Here is a 17,573-nt window from a genome sequence, read left to right on the forward strand (position 1 = left end):
CTTTCCTTTTGAAAAAATAATGAAAGTGAGGAATACAGCGTGAATATGAAAACATTTCGCAAGCGCGGCGTCAGCCGCATACTGTCAGCGTTCCTTTGCGTCCTGATTGCATTGGGGATGCTCCCTACAAGCGTATTTGCAGCTTCCGAAGGGCAGCGTGCCAGTTCTGCTTATGGGGATACGGTGATGGGATCGGACGGAAAGCCATACCGCTCCCCTTCCGGTTATTACACCATGACCTATCACAGCGATGGAACGAACAGCTATTCTTACCACAACGGCAATGTTGTCTATCAGCACTTTGTACTCTCTGAAAACGGAGGCGCTTTCCGATGGGTGTACTGTATTGAAAGCGGGATCCGCTTTGGGGATTCGGATGACGGCTACTATTCGGAACATACGGAAAACAGCCGTTATTTTAACCAGCTTCCCGCAACTGCACAGCGCGGCATTATGATGGCTTCCCTTTATGGATGGCAGCCGGGCGCACCGCTTCCGATCAGCGGGATCAATGCGGATGACTGGTATATGGCGGCTCAGTGTATCATTTGGGAATACCAGCAACAGCTTCGCAGCGATCCCCACAGCCGTCACGATCACGGTAAAGTTGCAGGAAACACTTTTTACCGCATTGTCCAGGGGCGGCCTGCAGAAAAAGCCTATAACTGGATCCTGGATCAGATAGCTTCCCACTCTACAATTCCTTCTTTTACAGGAACCAGCGCACAGAACGCACCTGTCCAGGAATTGAAATGGGATACGGAGAAAAAAATCTATACCCTGACGCTGACGGATACCAATAACCTGAATATCGACTTGCAGGCTCTTTCTGACAGCGGGATTTCCGTTACAAGAAACGGAAACAAATACACCTTTACCAGCAAGAAAATGATTGTGTCACCGATTGCGGTTCAATATAGAAAAAATGTTCCGATCGGAGAAAATATGCTGATCTGGGGGCGTTCCGGCTGGCAGACCATGATGACCGGCGCGAAAGATCCGGTTTCTTTCTATATGCAGATCAAAACGGAAACCTATGGAAAAGCTAAAATCGTCAAGACCAGTGAGGACGGTATCGTGGAAGGCATTTCTTTCCAGATCACAGGGAACGGCGTGGACGAAACCGTTGTGACCGGAAAAGACGGTACAATCAGCAAAGACCTTCTTCCTGGTACCTATCTTGTGACAGAAAAACCGGTGGACCGCTATGTCACTCCGGCTTCTCAGTATGTCACCATTGAAAGCGGCCAGACTTCCAGTGTGCAGTTTTCCAATATCCTGAAAAAGTTCCGTGTACTGGTACATAAAGCCGATGCGGATACCGGAACAGCACAGGGAGACGCTTCCCTGGCCGGTGCAAAATACGGACTTTATAAAGGCGGCGAGCTGATCGACACCTTTACGACCGGACCGGACGGAAGTTTTATGACCGGATATTATGTCTGCGGGGATGACTGGACGCTTCGTGAGATTGAACCGAGCAATGGGTACTTGTTAGATGAAACGGTCCATGAGGTAGGCGCTTCTCCTTCCCTTTATGAAGTGGAACTGAACACGACAGAAAATAATGTTACGGAAAAAGTGATCTACGGAAATATCCAGATCGTGAAGCATACGGATGAAAAGGATCCTGATGTGGACGATTCCGAACACAGCGACGACGCCAATGCCGGGATCATTGAAAAGCCGGAGGAAGGCGCTGTATTTGAAGTCTATCTCACAAATTCCGGCAGCTATGAGGAAGCCAAAGAAAGCGAACGCGACCTTCTGACAACGGACTCTGACGGATTTGCTGCTTCCAAAATGCTTCCGTATGGACGTTATACGGTCCACCAGATCGAAGGTGAGGACGGAAAAGCCTTTGTACCGGATTTTACCGTTTATATCAATGAAGATGGACACACCTATTCTTATATCCTGAATAACACAACGATCACTTCCAGAGTACGTGTAGAAAAAAGGGATGCGGAAACCGACCAGATCATTCCGATTCCGGGTACGGGCTTCCGTATCAAGGATCTGGAGACCGGTGAATTTATCAGCCAGGAAATTTACTATCCGAACCCGGAAACCATTGATATTTTCTACACTTCTGATGAAGGCTGGCTGATGCTGCCGGAACCTTTAAAGACCGGAAATTACGAACTCCATGAGGTGGCTGCGCCGGAAGGCTATGTTCTTTCTAAAGAACCGGTGCCGTTTACCGTGGATGGCAGCGAGGCCGTGGTAACGGTGGTACAGCATAACAAACCGCAGAAAGGACAGATCACCATTTCCAAAACCGGTGAAGTCTTTGCAAGCGTTCAGGAAAATGACGGCTTCTATCTGCCGGTTTATGAAGTGATGGGGCTTCCCGGCGCTGTCTATGACCTGATTGCAGATGAAGATATTTACACCGGAGACGGTACGTTAAGAGTGGCAAAAGATACCGTTGTTGCTACGCTTACGACCGGAGACGACGGAACTGCAGTAAGCGATCCGCTTTATCTTGGATGCTATCGTCTGGAAGAACGAAAGGCGCCGGATGGCATGGTGCTGGATCCCGAACCGATTTATACAGAACTGACTTATGCCGGACAGGAAACAGAGATCACACAGGCTGCTGTCGGTGTGTATGACGAACGGCAGAAAGCGGCCGTGGAACTGTTAAAAGGATTGGAAACAGATGAAACCTTTGGTCTTGGCTTAGGGGAAGAATATAAGGATATTACCTTTGGCCTCTATGCTTCCGAGGACATCACCGCTCTTGACGGTAGTGTGATTCCTGAAGGCGGTCTGTTGGAAGTTGTCGGTGTCTCTCCTATGGAAGATGTACCGGGGCAGTTTTCAGCAGGATTTATGACGGATCTTCCGTTTGGCAGCTTCTATGTGCAGGAACGCACAACCAATGATGCCTATGTGATCTCCGATCAGAAATATCCGGTTGTCTTTGAATACGCCGGACAGGAAACCGGGCTTGTGTCGATCAAAGTCAATGAAGGAAATGCGATTGCCAATGAGCTGATCCGAGGCCGTATTGACGGGATCAAATACGGAGAAAACCCGGATGGCGGTGATGACCTGACCTTAGAAGGCGCTGTCATTGGTCTGTTTGCTCCTGACACAGAGGAATTTAACGAAGAAAATGCTCTTATGACGGTTACTTCCGGGGAAAACGGTACTTTCTCCTTTGAAAATGTACCGTTCGGTCATTGGATCATTGCGGAGATTGCCAGTCCGTCCGGCTTGTATTCCATTAGTGAGGAACAGCACCATGTATATGTGGGAACAGACGGTCAGGTCATTGAAATTCAGATTGACAACACTTTGATCCACGGAACCGTGCAGGTCATCAAGACCGAGGCGGTGGATCCTTCCAAAACTACGGAAGATGAATCGGCAGAAAAAGAAAGCGGCAATCCGTTTATGCACCGTCTTGCCGGAGCTGTCTTTGAACTTTATGAGGATACGGACGGTGATAAGGAACTGACCGAAAATGATAAGCTGATCGGTGAACTGGAAGAAACAGACGCAGGATTCCATGAAATGAGCGGGCTTCTGGCAAAGGGATATTTTGTGAAAGAAAAGAAAGCGCCGGAAGGATTTGAGATCGATCCAAACGCTTATTACTTCTCTATCACCGAAGATGGACAGGTGGTTGTGATTGAAAACGGAGAAACAGGTTACGGCTTTGTCAATGAAGCCTACCGCGGAAACTTAAAGATCGTCAAAGATTCCAGTGACGGGCGAAAAGACGGTTTTGCCTTTGAGGTAAAGAGTAAAGACGGTACTTATTGTGAGACCTTTACCACTCCTGAAAACGGAATCATTGAAATTACCGGTTTGCGTATCGGCGTTTATACGGTAACGGAGATCCGAAACAAGGCCAGTGAGGACTATATCATTCCTGACGGGGCTACGGTAGAGATCAAGACCGGAGAAACCGCTGTGGTACAGTTCTTTAACGAAAAACCGGAGGAACCGGATACTCCTGATACACCGGACAAACCGCACACCCCTGACACACCGAAAAAACCAGTGCCTCAGACCGGCGATGATTACAACCTGTATCTGTGGAGCGGCTTATTTGCCCTTGCAATGATCGGTACCGGTGTTTCCTTTTTCTGCTGTGTCCGCAAAGGGAAAGGGAAAAAATACCGCATTGCTGCCGGAAGTGTTCTTCTGGCTTTTGCCGCCGGAACCATAGGCAGTGCCTTCCTTCTCTCCGGGGAGATCAGCCAGTATGAGAAAAGCAAAGAGGCGTATAACGAGCTGCACCAGTATGTAGAGGCCGTTTCAGAAACGAAAAGCAGCCCGGAAGAATCCGCAGATGCTTCCGACAGCAGGCTGCCTTCGGTAAACTTTGAAGAACTTCTGCAAAAAGGACCGGACGTAAAGGCGTGGCTTGCCCTTCCCGATACTTCGATCAATTATCCAGTCGTCCAGGGAAAAGACAATGACTATTATCTGAAACACTTGTACGACGGAACGGCAAACAAGACCGGCAGTATATTCCTTGATTATGAGAACAAGCCGGAGTTTACAGACCGCAACAACATTATTTACGGTCATAATATGCGCGACGGATCCATGTTCTCTACCTTGCGGGAATATGCAGACCAAGGGTACTATGACGCACACCCGGTCATGTACCTGATGACGCCAAAGAAAAATTATGTGATGGAGATTTTCTCTGCCTTTGTTGCAAGCCCCGGCGAATCAGGAAACAAGACCTCCCCCTGGGAACTTTCCTGGAAAGATGACGGAGCTTATACCACATGGCTTTCTGCCATGCAGGAACGATCTCTTGTTAAAACGGAGGCTTCCGTCACTTCCAGCGACCGGGTGTTGACGCTCTCTACCTGCACCAATAACGGCGCCGACCGTTTTCTGGTAATGGGGAAACTGATTGAAACTGAATAAATAACAAAAACACAGGCACGGAGGCTTACAACTTCCGTGCCTTATCTTATGGAGGATATATATGGTAAATCGAATTGTTCCTATTTCCGGCTATGTTCATTTGTACCGTTCCATGCTGCGGTTTTATGATATGCCGAGCGCTAAGCTAAAGGAAATGCTCTATCTTTTAAATACTGCAAATCTGGACAGTTACGGCTTTCATCACCCGGAGGTCCATGTGGTGGAAAGCGGTCCTGTGGCCTTCTGCGGGTGGCTGGACCACCGCTGTGAACGCCCTTACCGCACAGAAGTACAGCTTTACAAAGCGCTGCTCTCTTTAAAAAGAAGTATTGACCGGGAATGTATCATTACTGCTCAGCGGGAAGCTCTGCAAATGCTGTGCTGTGTGATCGGCAATCTGGAATACCGCTTCTTTAAAGCGTATGGTATGGAGATTGAAGATAAACGTACTGTTTACAGTGCGTGTACCTACCATCTTGTTCCAAAGGAAGATGAACCGAGCGTATGCTTAATGCGTGACTGGATCTATCTGCCGAGTGCCTAAAGAGTCAGTCTGAAATCATACATAAGGTACGGGATATATTTTTCTCACCTTACCCCACACTATGTTGATATTTCTTGAAATGTTGGGTATAATATAGATGGGTGAGAACAATGAGCTTAATTATCAGTACCGTAAAAAAAGAAAAACAGCGGATCGATTATATGCTGGAAAAATACCGGGAAATGCTGGCAGGACTTCCCAAAGGTACGATCTCTGAAAAGAAAGTCAACGGGAATACCTACTGCTACTTAAAATACCGGGATGGCAAAAAAGTAGTGTCAAAATATATTGGGAAAAATGATGTTGAATCCATACGCGGACAGATTGAAAAGCGGCGTCATGTGGAGGCAATGATCCAATCCCTGACAGAAGAACAGAAACTTGCAAAAAAAGTATTGGAGGGAAAGATATGATCTTATATCACGGAAGTAATGTGGTGGTTTCCGAGCCGAAACTGATTAAGCAGAACCGCTTTCTGGATTTTGGGTTTGGCTTCTATACGACTACCAATAAAAAACAGGCGGTCTCTTTTGCGGAAAAGGTGTACCGCAGACGCAAGGAAGGCGGAAAGATCGTCAATGTCTATGAGATTGACGAACAGAAAGCCTTTTCGGAATGTTCGGTGCTCCGCTTTGAATCCGCAGATGAATCGTGGCTGGATTTTGTATCGGATAACAGATCCGGCAATTATGAAGGCCCGGAATATGATTTTGTTTATGGCCCTGTTGCAAACGATGACGTTTATACAACCTTTACCCTCTATACATCCGGTGTTCTGACAAAGGAACAGACATTGGAAGCGTTAAAGATCAAGAAGCTGTATAATCAGTTGGTCGTAGGTTCTGAAAAGGCGTTGGGTTATCTCAAATTTGCAGGAACTTTACCGGAGGTGGAATGGTGATGGATGAAAAGAAATTTGAAGCTATGCTGACCTTGATCGTGCCAAAGACCGTAAATTTGATTACGGAAAACTACCCTTATGATGAAGTTACGGCATATAAAGAGTTTTATGCTTCAAAGGTTTATGCCCTGTTGGAGCAGGAAGATACAAAACTGTGGCATTTCAGCCCTTTGACCTTATTCAATATGTTTGACGAGGAAAAAAGGACCGGAGATTTCACAATCCCGGAGGAGGTATGATTATGAGCAAAGAAGGAAATTTTTTAGCGTACTGTATTGAAAAATATAAATCCGCGAAACACCTGACCGGAAAACAAGTCAGTGAGCTGTTTTCCAAGTACAATGTATGGGATTATATTTACTCTTGTTTTGAGGCGCTGCATACGACCGGAGATCATTATATCGTAGAAGATATTGACCTGTATATTGAGGCACGTCAGCAGGCAATGGCATAAAACAGATTACAATATCCGCTTATTTAACCCGTTTGTTTTAAACAAGCGGGTTTTTCTATGTCTAAAAGGAGGTGTCGTATATCGATCAAAAAGAATTTCATCGCATTTTTCAGGAGCAGGTCAGAGAATGTGACCGCCTGTTAAACCGCAAGGCAAAAGAATATACCGGGGATAACCCGGACCGCCTCAGCGCTTTTAAGACGGCTGCGGTCATTCAGGGAAGCACCCCACAGCGGGCACTTGCCGGTATGATGGCAAAGCATATCATTTCTATTTATGATATGTGTTTTTCGCAGGAGGCTTCTTTTGAAACGGAGGTCTGGAATGAAAAAATCACAGATACTTTGAACTACTTATTTTTATTAAAAGCTATTGTAAAGGAGGAAAACGACCATCAATCGAATTGAAACATGTGTATTAAACTGTTATGCTGTGGAGGAAGCAGAAAAAAATATGGTATTTACTGCCAGACTGACACAGCGGGGGCATAAGATCCAGTCAATGAAGGATCTTATGGAGTTATATCAAAAATCTTATACCGGGGAAACGGTTAGAACTATCAGCTCCCTTCCACACCCTGCCGTACAGAAATTTGCGGTTATCACCGTAGCTGTGGTCGGCGCCAGCAGACGTTTCCTGGCACAGATTACCCGGCACCAAAATGAGACTAAATTTATGAGCGCGTCTTTGCAGTACAGTGATTATGCCGGTCATGCGGACTTTGTGGTTCCCTATGAGGTTTTAACAGCCGATCCGTCAATCCGTGACTTCTATCTGAAAAGCTGCCGGGAAGCAATGAGCGCTTATGAAAAGCTGGAAACAATGGGGATTTCCAATGATTCAGCCGGTTATCTGGCATTGCAGAGCCTTCGCAATATCCTGATTATCAGTGCAACGCCCTATCAGTGGAAACACATGATCGGACAGCGGGTATGCAGGCGCAATACAGAGGAAACCCGGTATGTACTCTTAAAAATATGGGATGACCTGTATCATTTGAGTCCTCAGCTATTTTCACCGGAGCAGACCGGTCCTTTCTGTCAGAGGGATTGCTGCAAAGAAAAAAAGATGTCCTGCACGCAGCCTGTTCCAAAAGATATGCTGCCGTCAGAGCTTCTTTTGCAGGACTTTCCCGGAATTGGGAAAGGAGGATGCCCTTGAAGATAAAGATTCTTGATTTTGGACTGCCTAAGGAACATCTTCCCTTCCGCTCCCATGATAATGACGCGGGCGCTGATGTGTATCTGCCTTTTGACTGTACCGTAAATCCCGGAGAAGTCGCCAAAATCCCTTTAGGCTTTGGTCTGGAACTACCGGACGGGTATGCGGGATATATTTTCCCAAGAAGCAGCCTTGCGGCTAAGGGGATCGTATGCGAACTGCCGCCTGTTGATTCCGGGTATCGCGGACAGATCCATGCAATCGTCAGCAATGTAGGCAGCCAAAAACAGCAGCTTTCCAAAGGCTCCCGGATCGGCCAGCTTGTCATTATGCCGGTAATTATTGCCGAGTTTGTCCTTGAATTTGGAGAAGCCAGAGGAACCGGCGCTTTTGGCAGTACGGGAAAATAAGGGTAATCTCTATCCTTTTGGGGAATACTGATAAAAGATTAAAGCGGCCAGCTTCAATCGGCTGACCGCTCTACTTCTTATCATTGATTTTTTTCATAATACCCAGGATATAGTTCAATGATGTATCGTCCAGTTTTTTTGCTTCCTCGATGAACGCTTTGAGTTCTTCGGGGTTCTTATTTTCTTCATCAAAAAATTCCTGCGGCGTGATATTTAAAAACTCACAGATATAGAAAAAGGACTGCATGGAAGGCATGGTTTTCTTATTCTCTATGGAATTGATGTAATTGTTTGCCTGTCCGATGGATAACGACATATCTCTTGCGGAGATACCCTTTTTCATTCTAAGCTGTGCCAGTCTTTGTGGGAAAAAATCTTCATACATCATGCACACCACCCTTCTGTAATAGATTGTACCTTACAGATATTTTCTATCCGAAAGGTTTAAAAGGGTGTTTTGCTTGACTTAAAGAATTGTAGCTTTTAAAATTAGAAATATGATAGTTTTAATTTAGCAATGAGGTGGAAATCGTGAAAATTTGTTGTGTAACCGGTCATCGTGACATACCCGAATCCCTGACTGAACAAGTGCGGCAGGGTCTTATACGGGAAGTGGAAAAAGCAATCCGGGATGGTTTTACCTATTTCATATCCGGCTTTGCGGAAGGAACAGACCTTTTATTTGCAGAGATCGTTTTGGAGAAACAGAAAGAACATGAGGCAGTACAGTTGGAGGCGGCGATTCCATACCGCAACCGGTATATAAAGCTGATGAAGGCAGAGGATACAAAAGCCATGCTGGAAAATTGCTGTCATGTAGAGATTGTCAGTGAAAAGCTGGCTTCCAATGTTTATATGAAGCGCAACCGCTACATGGTGGATCGGTCCAATCGCGTGATCGCAGTCTATGACGGACGGGAAACCGGCGGCACAGTAGCAACGATCCGGCTGGCACACAGCAAACGGAAAGAATTGAGGGAAATTCCGGTCGGTCTTATGATACAGTAATGGTCCTTTTCTTGGATGGTTCTGGAAGATTGTCGGTAGATATGTTCATATCTTTGTGATAAAATTTCCTTATAAGACAGACATTCGGAATCGGGATTTATGCTGAAGGAATCCCTTTTTATCAAATGATACGGTAAGGAAAGGAAGATACATATGGATAAAGATAATGCAGTCCAGATATTTGAAGATAAAAAGATCCGTACCGCATGGGATGAAGAACAGGAAGAATGGTATTTTTCCATTGTGGATGTGGTATCGGTACTGACAGAAAGTAAAGATGCTTCTGCCTACTGGCGTAAGTTAAAACAACGTCTGAAAGAGGAAGGAAATGAAACCGTGACAAATTGTCACGGTTTGAAGATGGTGGCTGCGGACGGCAAACGACGTATGACCGATGTTGCAAATCTGGAGCAGCTTTTCCGTATCATACAGTCAATTCCTTCCCCAAAGGCGGAACCTTTGAAAATGTGGCTTGCCGAAGTCGGCAGGGAGCGTGTCGAGGAAACAATCGATCCTGAACTGACGATTGAACGGGCATTAGAAACTTATGCAAAAAAAGGATATACCCGCGAGTGGATCAACCAGCGCTTACAGGCAATCCAGGTTCGTAAAGAGCTGACAGATGAATGGAAAGACAGGGGCGTTCAGGCAGGGATTGAATTTGCGATTCTGACAGATGAAATTACCCGTGCATGGTCCGGCATGACTACCCGTCAGTATAAAAGGCTGAAAGGGTTAACCAAAGAAAATCTTCGTGATAATATGACGACTACAGAACTTGTTTTGAATATGCTGGCAGAAACTTCTACTACGGATATTTCCAAGGTGGAAAAACCGGAGACATTTGCGGAAAATCAGAAAGTGGCGAAGCGTGGCGGTAAGATCGCAGGGATTGCCAGACAAGCCCTTGAAGCGGAAACCGGCAAAGCAGTCATTACCTCTAGAAATGCTGCGGAGCTTAATTCTGTCGTAGTGGATATGATTGAAGGAGTCGCGGAAGTATCGGAACAATCAAAACAGGAAGTTGAAGTACCTGATTCTGTTGATACGGAAGAAAATAATAAGAATTAGACAAATTGGAATTTTCAGATGAGGTGACGAATAAGTGAACAAAGAACATCATAATGAAAATAAAAATGACGAAGAAGATTCTTTAACATTAGCTAAGCTTGTTAGTACTTGGTATGTAGGTGCTGTTGTAGGATTTGCGGTAGGCACTTTAAATGGTAATTCAACAACAGCAATTATAGGTTTGCTTATTGGAGCTACTGTAAGTTGGATATTTAAAAAGTGTTTAATGAGCAAAAAATGAGTTTGTTTGTTAGTTAAATAACAGTTTGTAAAAATAAATACTATGTTTTAAAGTCGCAGATGTTTGTCTGCGGCTTTTCTTTTGCAGATAAACACGAGAGATTTCGTCTTTCGTGTTTTTTTGATACCCAAATTTAAAAAGGAGGCGATCTTATGTGGAATGCTGTAACACATTTTTTAACTTTCTCGCTTGGGGCGATAACCGGCGTCACGATCATGTGTCTGTTACAGGCTGGTAAGCAGGCGGATAAAGATTTTTCAGAAATAGAAAGGGGTGCAGATGAATGAAATTAGTAATTGCTGAAAAGCCCAGTGTCGCCCAGTCTTTGGCTGCGGTTTTAGGGGCGACAGAACGAAAGGACGGTTATTTATCCGGGAACGGCTGGCTTGTTTCCTGGTGTGTCGGTCATTTGATTGAGTTGGCTCAGCCGGAATCCTATGGGGAACAGTATGCCAAATGGCGATATGAGGATCTTCCTATTCTCCCGGCAGTATGGAAATATGAAATCAGCAGCGATAAGAAAAAGCAATTCCGTATTCTTCGGGAACTGATGAATGATTCCAACATTGAAGCTGTGGTATGCGCTACGGATGCTGGGCGTGAAGGTGAGTTAATCTTCCGATTGGTCTATAACTATGCAAAGTGTAAAAAGCCGATTTACAGGCTTTGGATCAGCTCTATGGAGGATGCCGCTATCCGGGATGGCTTTGAGCACCTGCGGCCGGGTGAAGATTATGACTTGCTTTATGCTTCGGCTTTATGCAGAGCCGGGGCGGATTGGATCGTGGGGATCAATGCGACGCGGCTTTTTTCCGTTCTTTATGGAGGCACTTTAAATGTCGGGCGTGTAATGACGCCTACGCTCGCCCTTTTGGTTCAGCGTGAATTGGATATAAAGTCATTTCAGAGTACCCCTTTCTATATCCCGGAAATTACCTGCGGCGGCTTTACCGCTTCCGGTGAAAAATTCAGTGAGATACAAAAGGCACAGGAGGTACAGAAAGATTGTGACGGAAAATCTGCTGTGGTGAAAAAGGTGGAACATCAAAAAAAGACCGTATATCCTCCCCGCTTATATGACCTGACGACTTTACAAAGGGAATGTAACCGTCTGTATGGATTTACCGCGCAGCAGACACTTGATTATCTGCAAAGTCTGTATGAGAAAAAGCTGGCAACCTATCCGAGAACGGACAGCCAGTACATTACCGAAGATATGCAGGCAACCGTCGGTTCTCTCACTCTTTGGCTGTGGCAGAATATGCCGTTTTCAGATGGCAGCAATACGGCGCCGGAACTGGAACGGATCATCAATAACAGCAAGGTTACAGACCACCATGCAATACTTCCAACCGTGGAGATTGCTCATACAGACCTTTCTTCCCTTCCGGCCGGAGAAAAAGACGTGCTGCTTCTTCTTGCTGCCCGTCTGCTGTGCGCTACTGCTCAGCCTCATTGTTTTGAAGCAGTCACAGCTACTTTGGAATCAGAATCTCATGTATTTACCGCAAAAGGAAAAACGGTTTTGCAGGATGGATGGAAAGGCATTGAACGTGCTTTTCGTTCAGGTCTGAAACAGAAAGATACACAGGAGGATGAAGATTCTGCCGTATGCTTGCCGGAATTAAAAGAAGGACAGGTGTTTTCTTCTGTTACTGCAGGTATCCGGGAGGGAAAGACTTCTCCCCCAAAACACTATACAGAGGATTCCCTTCTTGCGGCAATGGAAACAGCCGGTTCAGAGGATATGCCGGAGGACGCAGAGCGCAAAGGTCTTGGTACTTCTGCCACCCGTGCAGCGATTTTAGAAAAACTGGTTGCTTCCGGTTTTGCAGAACGTAAGAAAAAACAGCTTTTGCCTTCTGAGAAAGGTTTTCATCTGATCGCGGTGCTTCCTGATGTAATCAAATCCCCCGCTCTTACTGCGGAATGGGAATCCAAACTAAAGCAGGTAGAGCGCGGCGAGTTATCCGCAGATTCTTTTATGGACGGTATTTTTTCTCTGACGAAAGAACTTGTAAAACAAAATCATACTGCGGATCCGGCTTATGCTTCCTTATTTGTAAAAAGCGGATCGGCTGAGCGCAAAGTTATCGGGCTTTGTCCCCGCTGTGGAAATCCTGTTTATGAAGGGAAAAAAGGATTTTTCTGTGAGAATCCATCCTGCTCTTTTGCGCTTTGGAAAGACAATCACTTTTTCACTACGAAGAAAAAATCAATCACAAAGACGGTTGCAGCGGCACTCTTAAAGGAGGGCCGTATTTTTATTTCCGGGCTTTACAGTGAAAAAACCGGAAAAACTTATGATGCAATGGTAATTATGGAGGATACCGGAGATAAGTATGTGAATTTCAAGCTGGAGTTTTCTAAGACGCGGAGGAAATCAAAATGAGCCGGGCATGTGCCCGTGAACTGACAAGATCCGAACGTGCTTCGATCCGAAGGCTGGTAACAAAGTTTTGCGCCAATTATGACGAACGGGAAAAACTGTGCCTTCCTTTGGACTGCCCCTGTTATATGCTGCAGAAATGGTGGACCGGTTCTCTGTGCTGTTATTTCGCTAAAGCTGTCCTTCCCATAGATATATCGCTGGAAGCAAGACTGACCGGAAATGATACTTCTCAGCGTCAGAAACAGTGTCCTGTCTGTGGGAAATTTTATCTTCCTAAGACCAGCCAGGCATATTGTTCGGAGAGCTGCCGGTCGTGGGCCAGGCGGGAAGCAGATAAAATGCGCAAGCGCAGGATACGGCAAAAAAAATAGCTGATATGTCTGCAACTTATCCAAACAGGGCCTTGTTTTATAAGGCTTTGGGGAGTCAGTTTGAATGTAGGCTATATATTTCTATGTCTGCTTACGAAACTACGGATAAGTTGCGGACAAAATCAACTGGAATGAAGGAGGTTAAAATTTGGAAATAAAGCGTATTACAACGGATGATCTTCGCGGGATGTGTGAAAAGGAAGGTCTTGTGCTGCAAGGGTGCGGCGGTAAACCGGAGGAATGGGTGGACGGGATGAATGATCTGCTCACACAAAGCGACATTTTGCTGGAAGGAACAAAGTTTAATGAGGTTTTCTCTTTTTCTTATGGTGATCTGGAATGTCTTTTATTCCCTTTTGATGATGTAAAGCTGGAAATAGGGCGATTTGCTATGTGGCGTTTACAGACACATCATATTTTTGGCGGAACATGGCTGTCTGATTTTGTTCCGAACCGGCTTGGAGGGTTCTTAGAAGAAAACAGGAAGCCGGACTGCCCTTTGATCGGTCAGGACGGAAATATCTTCAATCTGACCGGTATTGCTTCCCGGACATTAAAAAGTCATGGGATGCAGAAACAGGCAAAAGAAATGTGTGAACGTGTATATGATTCAGGCAGTTACCAGGAAGCGCTCTGCATTATCGGAGAATATGTCAATATCACTTCAACAGAGCAGGTAAAGGAACCGGCTGCTTCTGTACGGCAGCAGTTGAAAAGCAAACCAAAAGAACAGCCGGAAAAGGCTGAAAAACCCTGCAAACAACAGGAACGGTAAGGAGGAAATACAAATGGAAAAAGTGTATGGTGTATGGGCCGTGCGAAGTGCATCGTCCATTTTTGGCGCCGATCAGGCATGGTGTAAAGATAACGGCAGGCCATTGGAGTTTGAAACCTTGCTGGATGCCAAAAATTATGCGGAGAAACTAAATAGAATATTTGCCACAATGAATACCCATTACTATGCCAAAGAAAAAGAACCGGAACCCAATGCTGTAAAAATGGTCTCCAAACAGCCGGATATGGACGCCCTTGCTCATGCGGATCATACCCCGCGAAATGACGCGGCGGAAAAACAGAATGAAATTACCGGCAGACAGATTGCCTCCGAACCGGATCCGCTGGTAGAGATCCGTTCTGCTGTCCATAGCAATTATGCCGGAATGATCGCAATGTTGGGAGCCGATAACAGGATCTATCTTGGTAAGGAAGAAAATTACTATGAGCAGTCCAATCAGATCGGATACTACGATAACCGGGATAGTTCCCTGTATTTCATCACTGACCGGACGGATATGTATTATTTTCTCTATGGTGAGGGGTGGGCTCATTCTCAGGAAGATATGCTAAGCAGAGGTCTTACGATGGAGCAATATCAGGAATTTGCCTGTTTAAAGGACGGTGTATTGAAGCAATTCGATATATCCAGGGAAATCCTGTTTGCCGGGAAACCGTTTCAGAACCCGGAAAATTATCTTCGCAATGCGGAACTGGACTTGGAAGGCGAAAAGGGAAACTATAATATGATTGATGGCATTGTGAACAATGCTCCTCCTGCCCGTGCGGATCTGACAGACGGACAGACCTATGAAGAAATCAAAGAACTGGCGCCGGAAACGTTGAGTAATCAAAAGCCGTCCATTATGGAAAAATTAAAAGAGGCGAAAACAGAAAAAAGAAGTTCTCTTTTTCAGCCCGATCCACCGGAAAGGGGGTTTTAACAGTTGGACCTAAAATTTGAAAATGTCGATATAGAAAAATGTCTGCGCTCTGTAATGGAGAAAAACACGAAGCACTATCAATCAGATTTTGATTTTGATGTAGGAACCTTTCAGCATATCGCCCAGGCGCCGGCTGCAAATAAGCCGGTTCTCTACTGGATGTCGCGACCTTCCGGTACATGGTGTTTCATGGAGCGGGATCTTTTTATCCGTGATTCGCAAGCCTTTCACACCTGGCAGTATTATAAGGACAGCCGTGATACGATCCTTTCCTATGCGGTGGAGATCACCGGTATGTCAGCGGAAGGTCATATTATGGGAAACCTCTATACGCAGGATTACCGCGAAGTTACAAAGCATTTGGAATGTGCCGCGCAAAATGCCGCTTCTGTCTCGATCCGTTTTGAAGGCCAAAGTGAACCGATGAAATTTTCTTATACGGATTATAAAAATAACAGCCTTTCCATACATGCAAGATTCGGCAAGGCAGAAACTTTCCGCCTGGAGCCGGAAGATCCGCTGCTGTTAAAGGATATTCTTCAAAAAGAGAAAATGAACAGGCAGAAATTTATAACGGGAGATTTTGAAAAACATGCTGATAAAATAATGACGGGAGAAAAAATTTCTCTTACCAGGTACTTAAAGGAAACTGCTCCTGCTGTCCGTTCCCCTTCTTCCAAATCTGCGATAAAGGAGCAGCCGGACCGATGAAACCGCCAAAGGAAAAGAAAACGATCCAACTTCACTTTTTGGTATCCGATCGGGAACTGTGTCTGCTGAAAGAGCGTATGGAGCAGACCGGCATAAGCAATCTTTCTGTTTATCTCCGTAAAATGGCATTGGACGGTTATATTTTAAATCTGGATCTTTCCGATGTACGGGAGCTGATAAAACTGCTGCGGGCCTGTTCCAATAACTTGAACCAATACACGAGAAAAGCCCACGAAACAGGAAATATCTATGCGGCGGATATTGAGGATCTCCATGAGCGGTTGGAAGAACTTTGGAAAGTTGCCGACCTGCTGCTGGACGGACTTACAAACATTCCATAAATTAAAAAAATGCCGTTGCTTTTTCCTATACCGGCACGGTACAATTCATATATAGAAAATATTTTTAAGGAGGCGGATGTATGAGTGTTTTGCTAGCCGTCGGGCTTGAACTGCTGATCGGTATCATTATCGGTTTGATTGTTACGATCATCGGATTGTTTTTTGGAAATATCATTGTATTTGACAGTATTGCGCTGGCCGTTTTAGCAGGATTCCTTTCGCAAGGTCTCCTTGGTGTCCACCCGGCAATGGCTGTCGGGATTGGAATTATCCTTCTGATCGTGCTTCTCTTTTTACAGCATACCCGTCCGGGGTTCTGGATCATTGGTCTTACTTTGTCAGTCTTTTGGGGATTCGTTTTTGCTACGATGGCTTATGAATTTACCGATAAGAATATGGCTTGGACTTATGCGGTATGGGCGCTTGGCGCTGCTTTGGTTTTGGGACTGCACTTGTGGGCGCGGGATAAAACAGCATAAAGAACAGATTTTGCGGTCCACCGTTTTAAGGTGGACCTTCTTTTTTTGTATCTTGGAAAGCGAGGTGATGAATGATGGCGACTACCAGACTTATGCCTTTGCATATCGGAAAAGGCAGAACGGTATCTACTGCGATTGCTGATATTATTGACTATACCGAGAATCCGCAGAAAACCGACTATGGGAAGTTTATTTACGGATATGAATGTGATACCCGTACTGTTGACGCGGAGTTTGTTCTGTCCAAACAGCAGTATTCCCGTTTGACCGGAAGAAATCGCGGTTTCGATGATGTGATTGCTTATCATTTGAGACAGGCATTTAAACCCGGAGAGGTTACACCGGAAAAAGCGAATCAGATCGGGCGTGAACTCGCTATGAAACTGACAAAAGGAAACAATGCTTTCCTGGTCTGTACACATATAGATAAGCACCATGTCCATAATCACATCATTAGTGCGCCCATAAGGGGCAGAGTAAATCCGCTTAGCAAGCGGCAGGCGTGAGGTTTCATGCCTGTGGTCAACGGCTAACCTGGATGGGGAAACCCAAAGGGGACAATAGCACGACCGTAACGCTGTGAGTTGGCAAGTTGTCATGCCACGACTGAGCAGCAAGACCAAAGTTCATATGAGGATAAAGCCTACACTGGTTGAACGGCAGTCCGAGGGACATTTGTGGTGGTCGCAGCGGAAGACAGCTATATCCGCTGCGCTGTGCATCTCCGCCAGAAAAGATGACTGGCAGGAGCGAAACCGATGTGCAGCCCGTATGTATCAGCATAAAAGGACGAAAACCGTATCCGACAATGAACACAGCTTTTTACTCTGTTACTAAATGGGGATTGCCTAAGTTGGAATGCTCGCAAG

The 17,573-nt window shown here is 45.5% G+C and carries 22 protein-coding genes and 1 pseudogene; 22 read left to right on the forward strand and 1 reads right to left on the reverse strand.

Annotation, left to right across the window (positions count from 1 at the left end; all coding sequences use genetic code 11):
- Nucleotides 1-45 precede the first annotated feature (45 nt).
- The 9 genes from srtB to BQ2683_RS06970 all read left to right on the forward strand — a co-directional run bounded on the left by srtB (nucleotide 46) and on the right by BQ2683_RS06970 (nucleotide 8,372).
- Nucleotides 46-4,902, forward strand: coding sequence for a class B sortase (gene srtB, locus BQ2683_RS06930; protein WP_069988287.1), 4,857 nt, complete (start codon nucleotides 46-48; stop codon nucleotides 4,900-4,902).
- A 61-nt stretch (nucleotides 4,903-4,963) separates the two neighbouring features.
- Nucleotides 4,964-5,446 carry a hypothetical protein gene (locus BQ2683_RS06935; RefSeq protein ID WP_069988288.1) on the forward strand — a complete coding sequence of 161 codons (483 nt, stop codon included), beginning with the start codon at nucleotides 4,964-4,966 and terminating at the stop codon, nucleotides 5,444-5,446.
- Between the two features lie 110 nt (nucleotides 5,447-5,556).
- On the forward strand, nucleotides 5,557-5,859 hold the full coding sequence (locus tag BQ2683_RS06940) for a DUF6788 family protein (protein ID WP_069988289.1): 303 nt from the start codon (nucleotides 5,557-5,559) through the stop codon (nucleotides 5,857-5,859).
- Nucleotides 5,856-6,347: a DUF3990 domain-containing protein gene (locus BQ2683_RS06945; RefSeq protein ID WP_069988290.1), complete on the forward strand. Its 492-nt coding sequence runs from the start codon at nucleotides 5,856-5,858 to the stop codon at nucleotides 6,345-6,347. The genes BQ2683_RS06940 and BQ2683_RS06945 overlap by 4 nt, the downstream gene beginning before the upstream one ends.
- Entirely contained in the window at nucleotides 6,347-6,586 is a 240-nt protein-coding gene (locus BQ2683_RS06950) for a hypothetical protein (RefSeq protein ID WP_069988291.1), read from the forward strand. The genes BQ2683_RS06945 and BQ2683_RS06950 overlap by 1 nt, the downstream gene beginning before the upstream one ends.
- A gap of 2 nt (nucleotides 6,587-6,588) precedes the next feature.
- A complete protein-coding gene (locus tag BQ2683_RS06955; RefSeq protein WP_069988292.1) occupies nucleotides 6,589-6,801 on the forward strand; it encodes a DUF3791 domain-containing protein in 213 nt (70 codons plus the stop codon).
- A 71-nt stretch (nucleotides 6,802-6,872) separates the two neighbouring features.
- Nucleotides 6,873-7,208, forward strand: coding sequence for a hypothetical protein (locus tag BQ2683_RS06960; protein WP_235843897.1), 336 nt, complete (start codon nucleotides 6,873-6,875; stop codon nucleotides 7,206-7,208).
- Nucleotides 7,209-7,233: 25 nt separating this feature from the next.
- A complete protein-coding gene (locus BQ2683_RS06965; protein WP_476703387.1) occupies nucleotides 7,234-7,962 on the forward strand; it encodes an FAD-dependent thymidylate synthase in 729 nt (242 codons plus the stop codon).
- The gene (locus BQ2683_RS06970; RefSeq protein WP_476703388.1) at nucleotides 7,953-8,372 is read left to right on the forward strand and encodes a dUTP diphosphatase; all 420 of its coding nucleotides are present in this window, start codon (nucleotides 7,953-7,955) and stop codon (nucleotides 8,370-8,372) included. The genes BQ2683_RS06965 and BQ2683_RS06970 overlap by 10 nt, the downstream gene beginning before the upstream one ends.
- Nucleotides 8,373-8,442: 70 nt before the next feature.
- Here BQ2683_RS06970 and BQ2683_RS06975 read toward each other — a convergent pair whose 3' ends face one another.
- Nucleotides 8,443-8,757: a helix-turn-helix domain-containing protein gene (locus tag BQ2683_RS06975; RefSeq protein WP_069989474.1), complete on the reverse strand. Its 315-nt coding sequence runs from the start codon at nucleotides 8,755-8,757 to the stop codon at nucleotides 8,443-8,445.
- A gap of 146 nt (nucleotides 8,758-8,903) precedes the next feature.
- Here BQ2683_RS06975 and BQ2683_RS06980 point away from each other — a divergent pair, with 146 nt between their 5' ends.
- The 13 genes and pseudogenes from BQ2683_RS06980 to BQ2683_RS13215 all read left to right on the forward strand — a co-directional run bounded on the left by BQ2683_RS06980 (nucleotide 8,904) and on the right by BQ2683_RS13215 (nucleotide 17,541).
- A complete protein-coding gene (locus tag BQ2683_RS06980) occupies nucleotides 8,904-9,380 on the forward strand; it encodes an SLOG family protein (protein WP_235843898.1) in 477 nt (158 codons plus the stop codon).
- 153 nt (nucleotides 9,381-9,533) lie between these two features.
- Nucleotides 9,534-10,451: a BRO family protein gene (locus BQ2683_RS06985; protein WP_069988295.1), complete on the forward strand. Its 918-nt coding sequence runs from the start codon at nucleotides 9,534-9,536 to the stop codon at nucleotides 10,449-10,451.
- 34 nt (nucleotides 10,452-10,485) lie between these two features.
- Nucleotides 10,486-10,692 carry a glycine zipper 2TM domain-containing protein gene (locus BQ2683_RS06990; RefSeq protein WP_069988296.1) on the forward strand — a complete coding sequence of 69 codons (207 nt, stop codon included), beginning with the start codon at nucleotides 10,486-10,488 and terminating at the stop codon, nucleotides 10,690-10,692.
- Nucleotides 10,693-10,844: 152 nt separating this feature from the next.
- Nucleotides 10,845-10,979 carry a DUF3789 domain-containing protein gene (locus BQ2683_RS12895; protein WP_076939141.1) on the forward strand — a complete coding sequence of 45 codons (135 nt, stop codon included), beginning with the start codon at nucleotides 10,845-10,847 and terminating at the stop codon, nucleotides 10,977-10,979.
- Nucleotides 10,976-13,084: a DNA topoisomerase 3 gene (locus BQ2683_RS06995; protein WP_069988297.1), complete on the forward strand. Its 2,109-nt coding sequence runs from the start codon at nucleotides 10,976-10,978 to the stop codon at nucleotides 13,082-13,084. Before BQ2683_RS12895 ends, BQ2683_RS06995 begins: the two co-directional genes overlap by 4 nt.
- On the forward strand, nucleotides 13,081-13,455 hold the full coding sequence (locus tag BQ2683_RS07000; RefSeq protein ID WP_069988298.1) for a cysteine-rich VLP protein: 375 nt from the start codon (nucleotides 13,081-13,083) through the stop codon (nucleotides 13,453-13,455). Before BQ2683_RS06995 ends, BQ2683_RS07000 begins: the two co-directional genes overlap by 4 nt.
- A 148-nt stretch (nucleotides 13,456-13,603) precedes the next feature.
- On the forward strand, nucleotides 13,604-14,230 hold the full coding sequence (locus tag BQ2683_RS07005) for a hypothetical protein (protein ID WP_069988299.1): 627 nt from the start codon (nucleotides 13,604-13,606) through the stop codon (nucleotides 14,228-14,230).
- A gap of 13 nt (nucleotides 14,231-14,243) precedes the next feature.
- The gene (locus tag BQ2683_RS07010) at nucleotides 14,244-15,173 is read left to right on the forward strand and encodes a DUF4316 domain-containing protein (protein ID WP_069988300.1); all 930 of its coding nucleotides are present in this window, start codon (nucleotides 14,244-14,246) and stop codon (nucleotides 15,171-15,173) included.
- A gap of 3 nt (nucleotides 15,174-15,176) precedes the next feature.
- A complete protein-coding gene (locus BQ2683_RS07015; protein ID WP_069988301.1) occupies nucleotides 15,177-15,884 on the forward strand; it encodes a hypothetical protein in 708 nt (235 codons plus the stop codon).
- A complete protein-coding gene (locus BQ2683_RS07020) occupies nucleotides 15,881-16,225 on the forward strand; it encodes a plasmid mobilization protein (RefSeq protein WP_069988302.1) in 345 nt (114 codons plus the stop codon). Before BQ2683_RS07015 ends, BQ2683_RS07020 begins: the two co-directional genes overlap by 4 nt.
- An 80-nt stretch (nucleotides 16,226-16,305) precedes the next feature.
- Nucleotides 16,306-16,704 (forward strand): hypothetical protein, encoded by a 399-nt coding sequence (locus BQ2683_RS07025; protein WP_069988303.1) that lies wholly within the window; start codon nucleotides 16,306-16,308, stop codon nucleotides 16,702-16,704.
- A 74-nt stretch (nucleotides 16,705-16,778) separates the two neighbouring features.
- Nucleotides 16,779-17,159, forward strand: a pseudogene (locus BQ2683_RS07030) (relaxase/mobilization nuclease domain-containing protein); the annotation flags it as partial.
- A gap of 124 nt (nucleotides 17,160-17,283) precedes the next feature.
- A complete protein-coding gene (locus BQ2683_RS13215; RefSeq protein WP_147625741.1) occupies nucleotides 17,284-17,541 on the forward strand; it encodes a hypothetical protein in 258 nt (85 codons plus the stop codon).
- The last annotated feature ends 32 nt before the right edge of the window (nucleotides 17,542-17,573 follow it).

This window comes from Massilioclostridium coli (assembly GCF_900095865.1).
GTDB classification, from domain to species: domain Bacteria; phylum Bacillota; class Clostridia; order Oscillospirales; family Ruminococcaceae; genus Massilioclostridium; species Massilioclostridium facile.

Excerpts from the sequence above, each read along its gene's own strand:
- srtB (WP_069988287.1), top strand. The coding sequence starts at position 46 with ATGAAAACATTTCGCAAGCGCGGCGTCAGCCGCATACTGTCAGCGTTC.
- BQ2683_RS06935 (WP_069988288.1), top strand. The coding sequence starts at position 4,964 with ATGGTAAATCGAATTGTTCCTATTTCCGGCTATGTTCATTTGTACCGT.
- BQ2683_RS06940 (WP_069988289.1), top strand. The coding sequence starts at position 5,557 with ATGAGCTTAATTATCAGTACCGTAAAAAAAGAAAAACAGCGGATCGAT.
- BQ2683_RS06945 (WP_069988290.1), top strand. The coding sequence starts at position 5,856 with ATGATCTTATATCACGGAAGTAATGTGGTGGTTTCCGAGCCGAAACTG.
- BQ2683_RS06950 (WP_069988291.1), top strand. The coding sequence starts at position 6,347 with ATGGATGAAAAGAAATTTGAAGCTATGCTGACCTTGATCGTGCCAAAG.
- BQ2683_RS06955 (WP_069988292.1), top strand. The coding sequence starts at position 6,589 with ATGAGCAAAGAAGGAAATTTTTTAGCGTACTGTATTGAAAAATATAAA.
- BQ2683_RS06970 (WP_476703388.1), top strand. The coding sequence starts at position 7,953 with ATGCCCTTGAAGATAAAGATTCTTGATTTTGGACTGCCTAAGGAACAT.
- BQ2683_RS06975 (WP_069989474.1), bottom strand. The coding sequence starts at position 8,757 with ATGTATGAAGATTTTTTCCCACAAAGACTGGCACAGCTTAGAATGAAA.
- BQ2683_RS06985 (WP_069988295.1), top strand. The coding sequence starts at position 9,534 with ATGGATAAAGATAATGCAGTCCAGATATTTGAAGATAAAAAGATCCGT.
- BQ2683_RS12895 (WP_076939141.1), top strand. The coding sequence starts at position 10,845 with ATGTGGAATGCTGTAACACATTTTTTAACTTTCTCGCTTGGGGCGATA.
- BQ2683_RS06995 (WP_069988297.1), top strand. The coding sequence starts at position 10,976 with ATGAAATTAGTAATTGCTGAAAAGCCCAGTGTCGCCCAGTCTTTGGCT.
- BQ2683_RS07000 (WP_069988298.1), top strand. The coding sequence starts at position 13,081 with ATGAGCCGGGCATGTGCCCGTGAACTGACAAGATCCGAACGTGCTTCG.
- BQ2683_RS07010 (WP_069988300.1), top strand. The coding sequence starts at position 14,244 with ATGGAAAAAGTGTATGGTGTATGGGCCGTGCGAAGTGCATCGTCCATT.
- BQ2683_RS07020 (WP_069988302.1), top strand. The coding sequence starts at position 15,881 with ATGAAACCGCCAAAGGAAAAGAAAACGATCCAACTTCACTTTTTGGTA.
- BQ2683_RS07025 (WP_069988303.1), top strand. The coding sequence starts at position 16,306 with ATGAGTGTTTTGCTAGCCGTCGGGCTTGAACTGCTGATCGGTATCATT.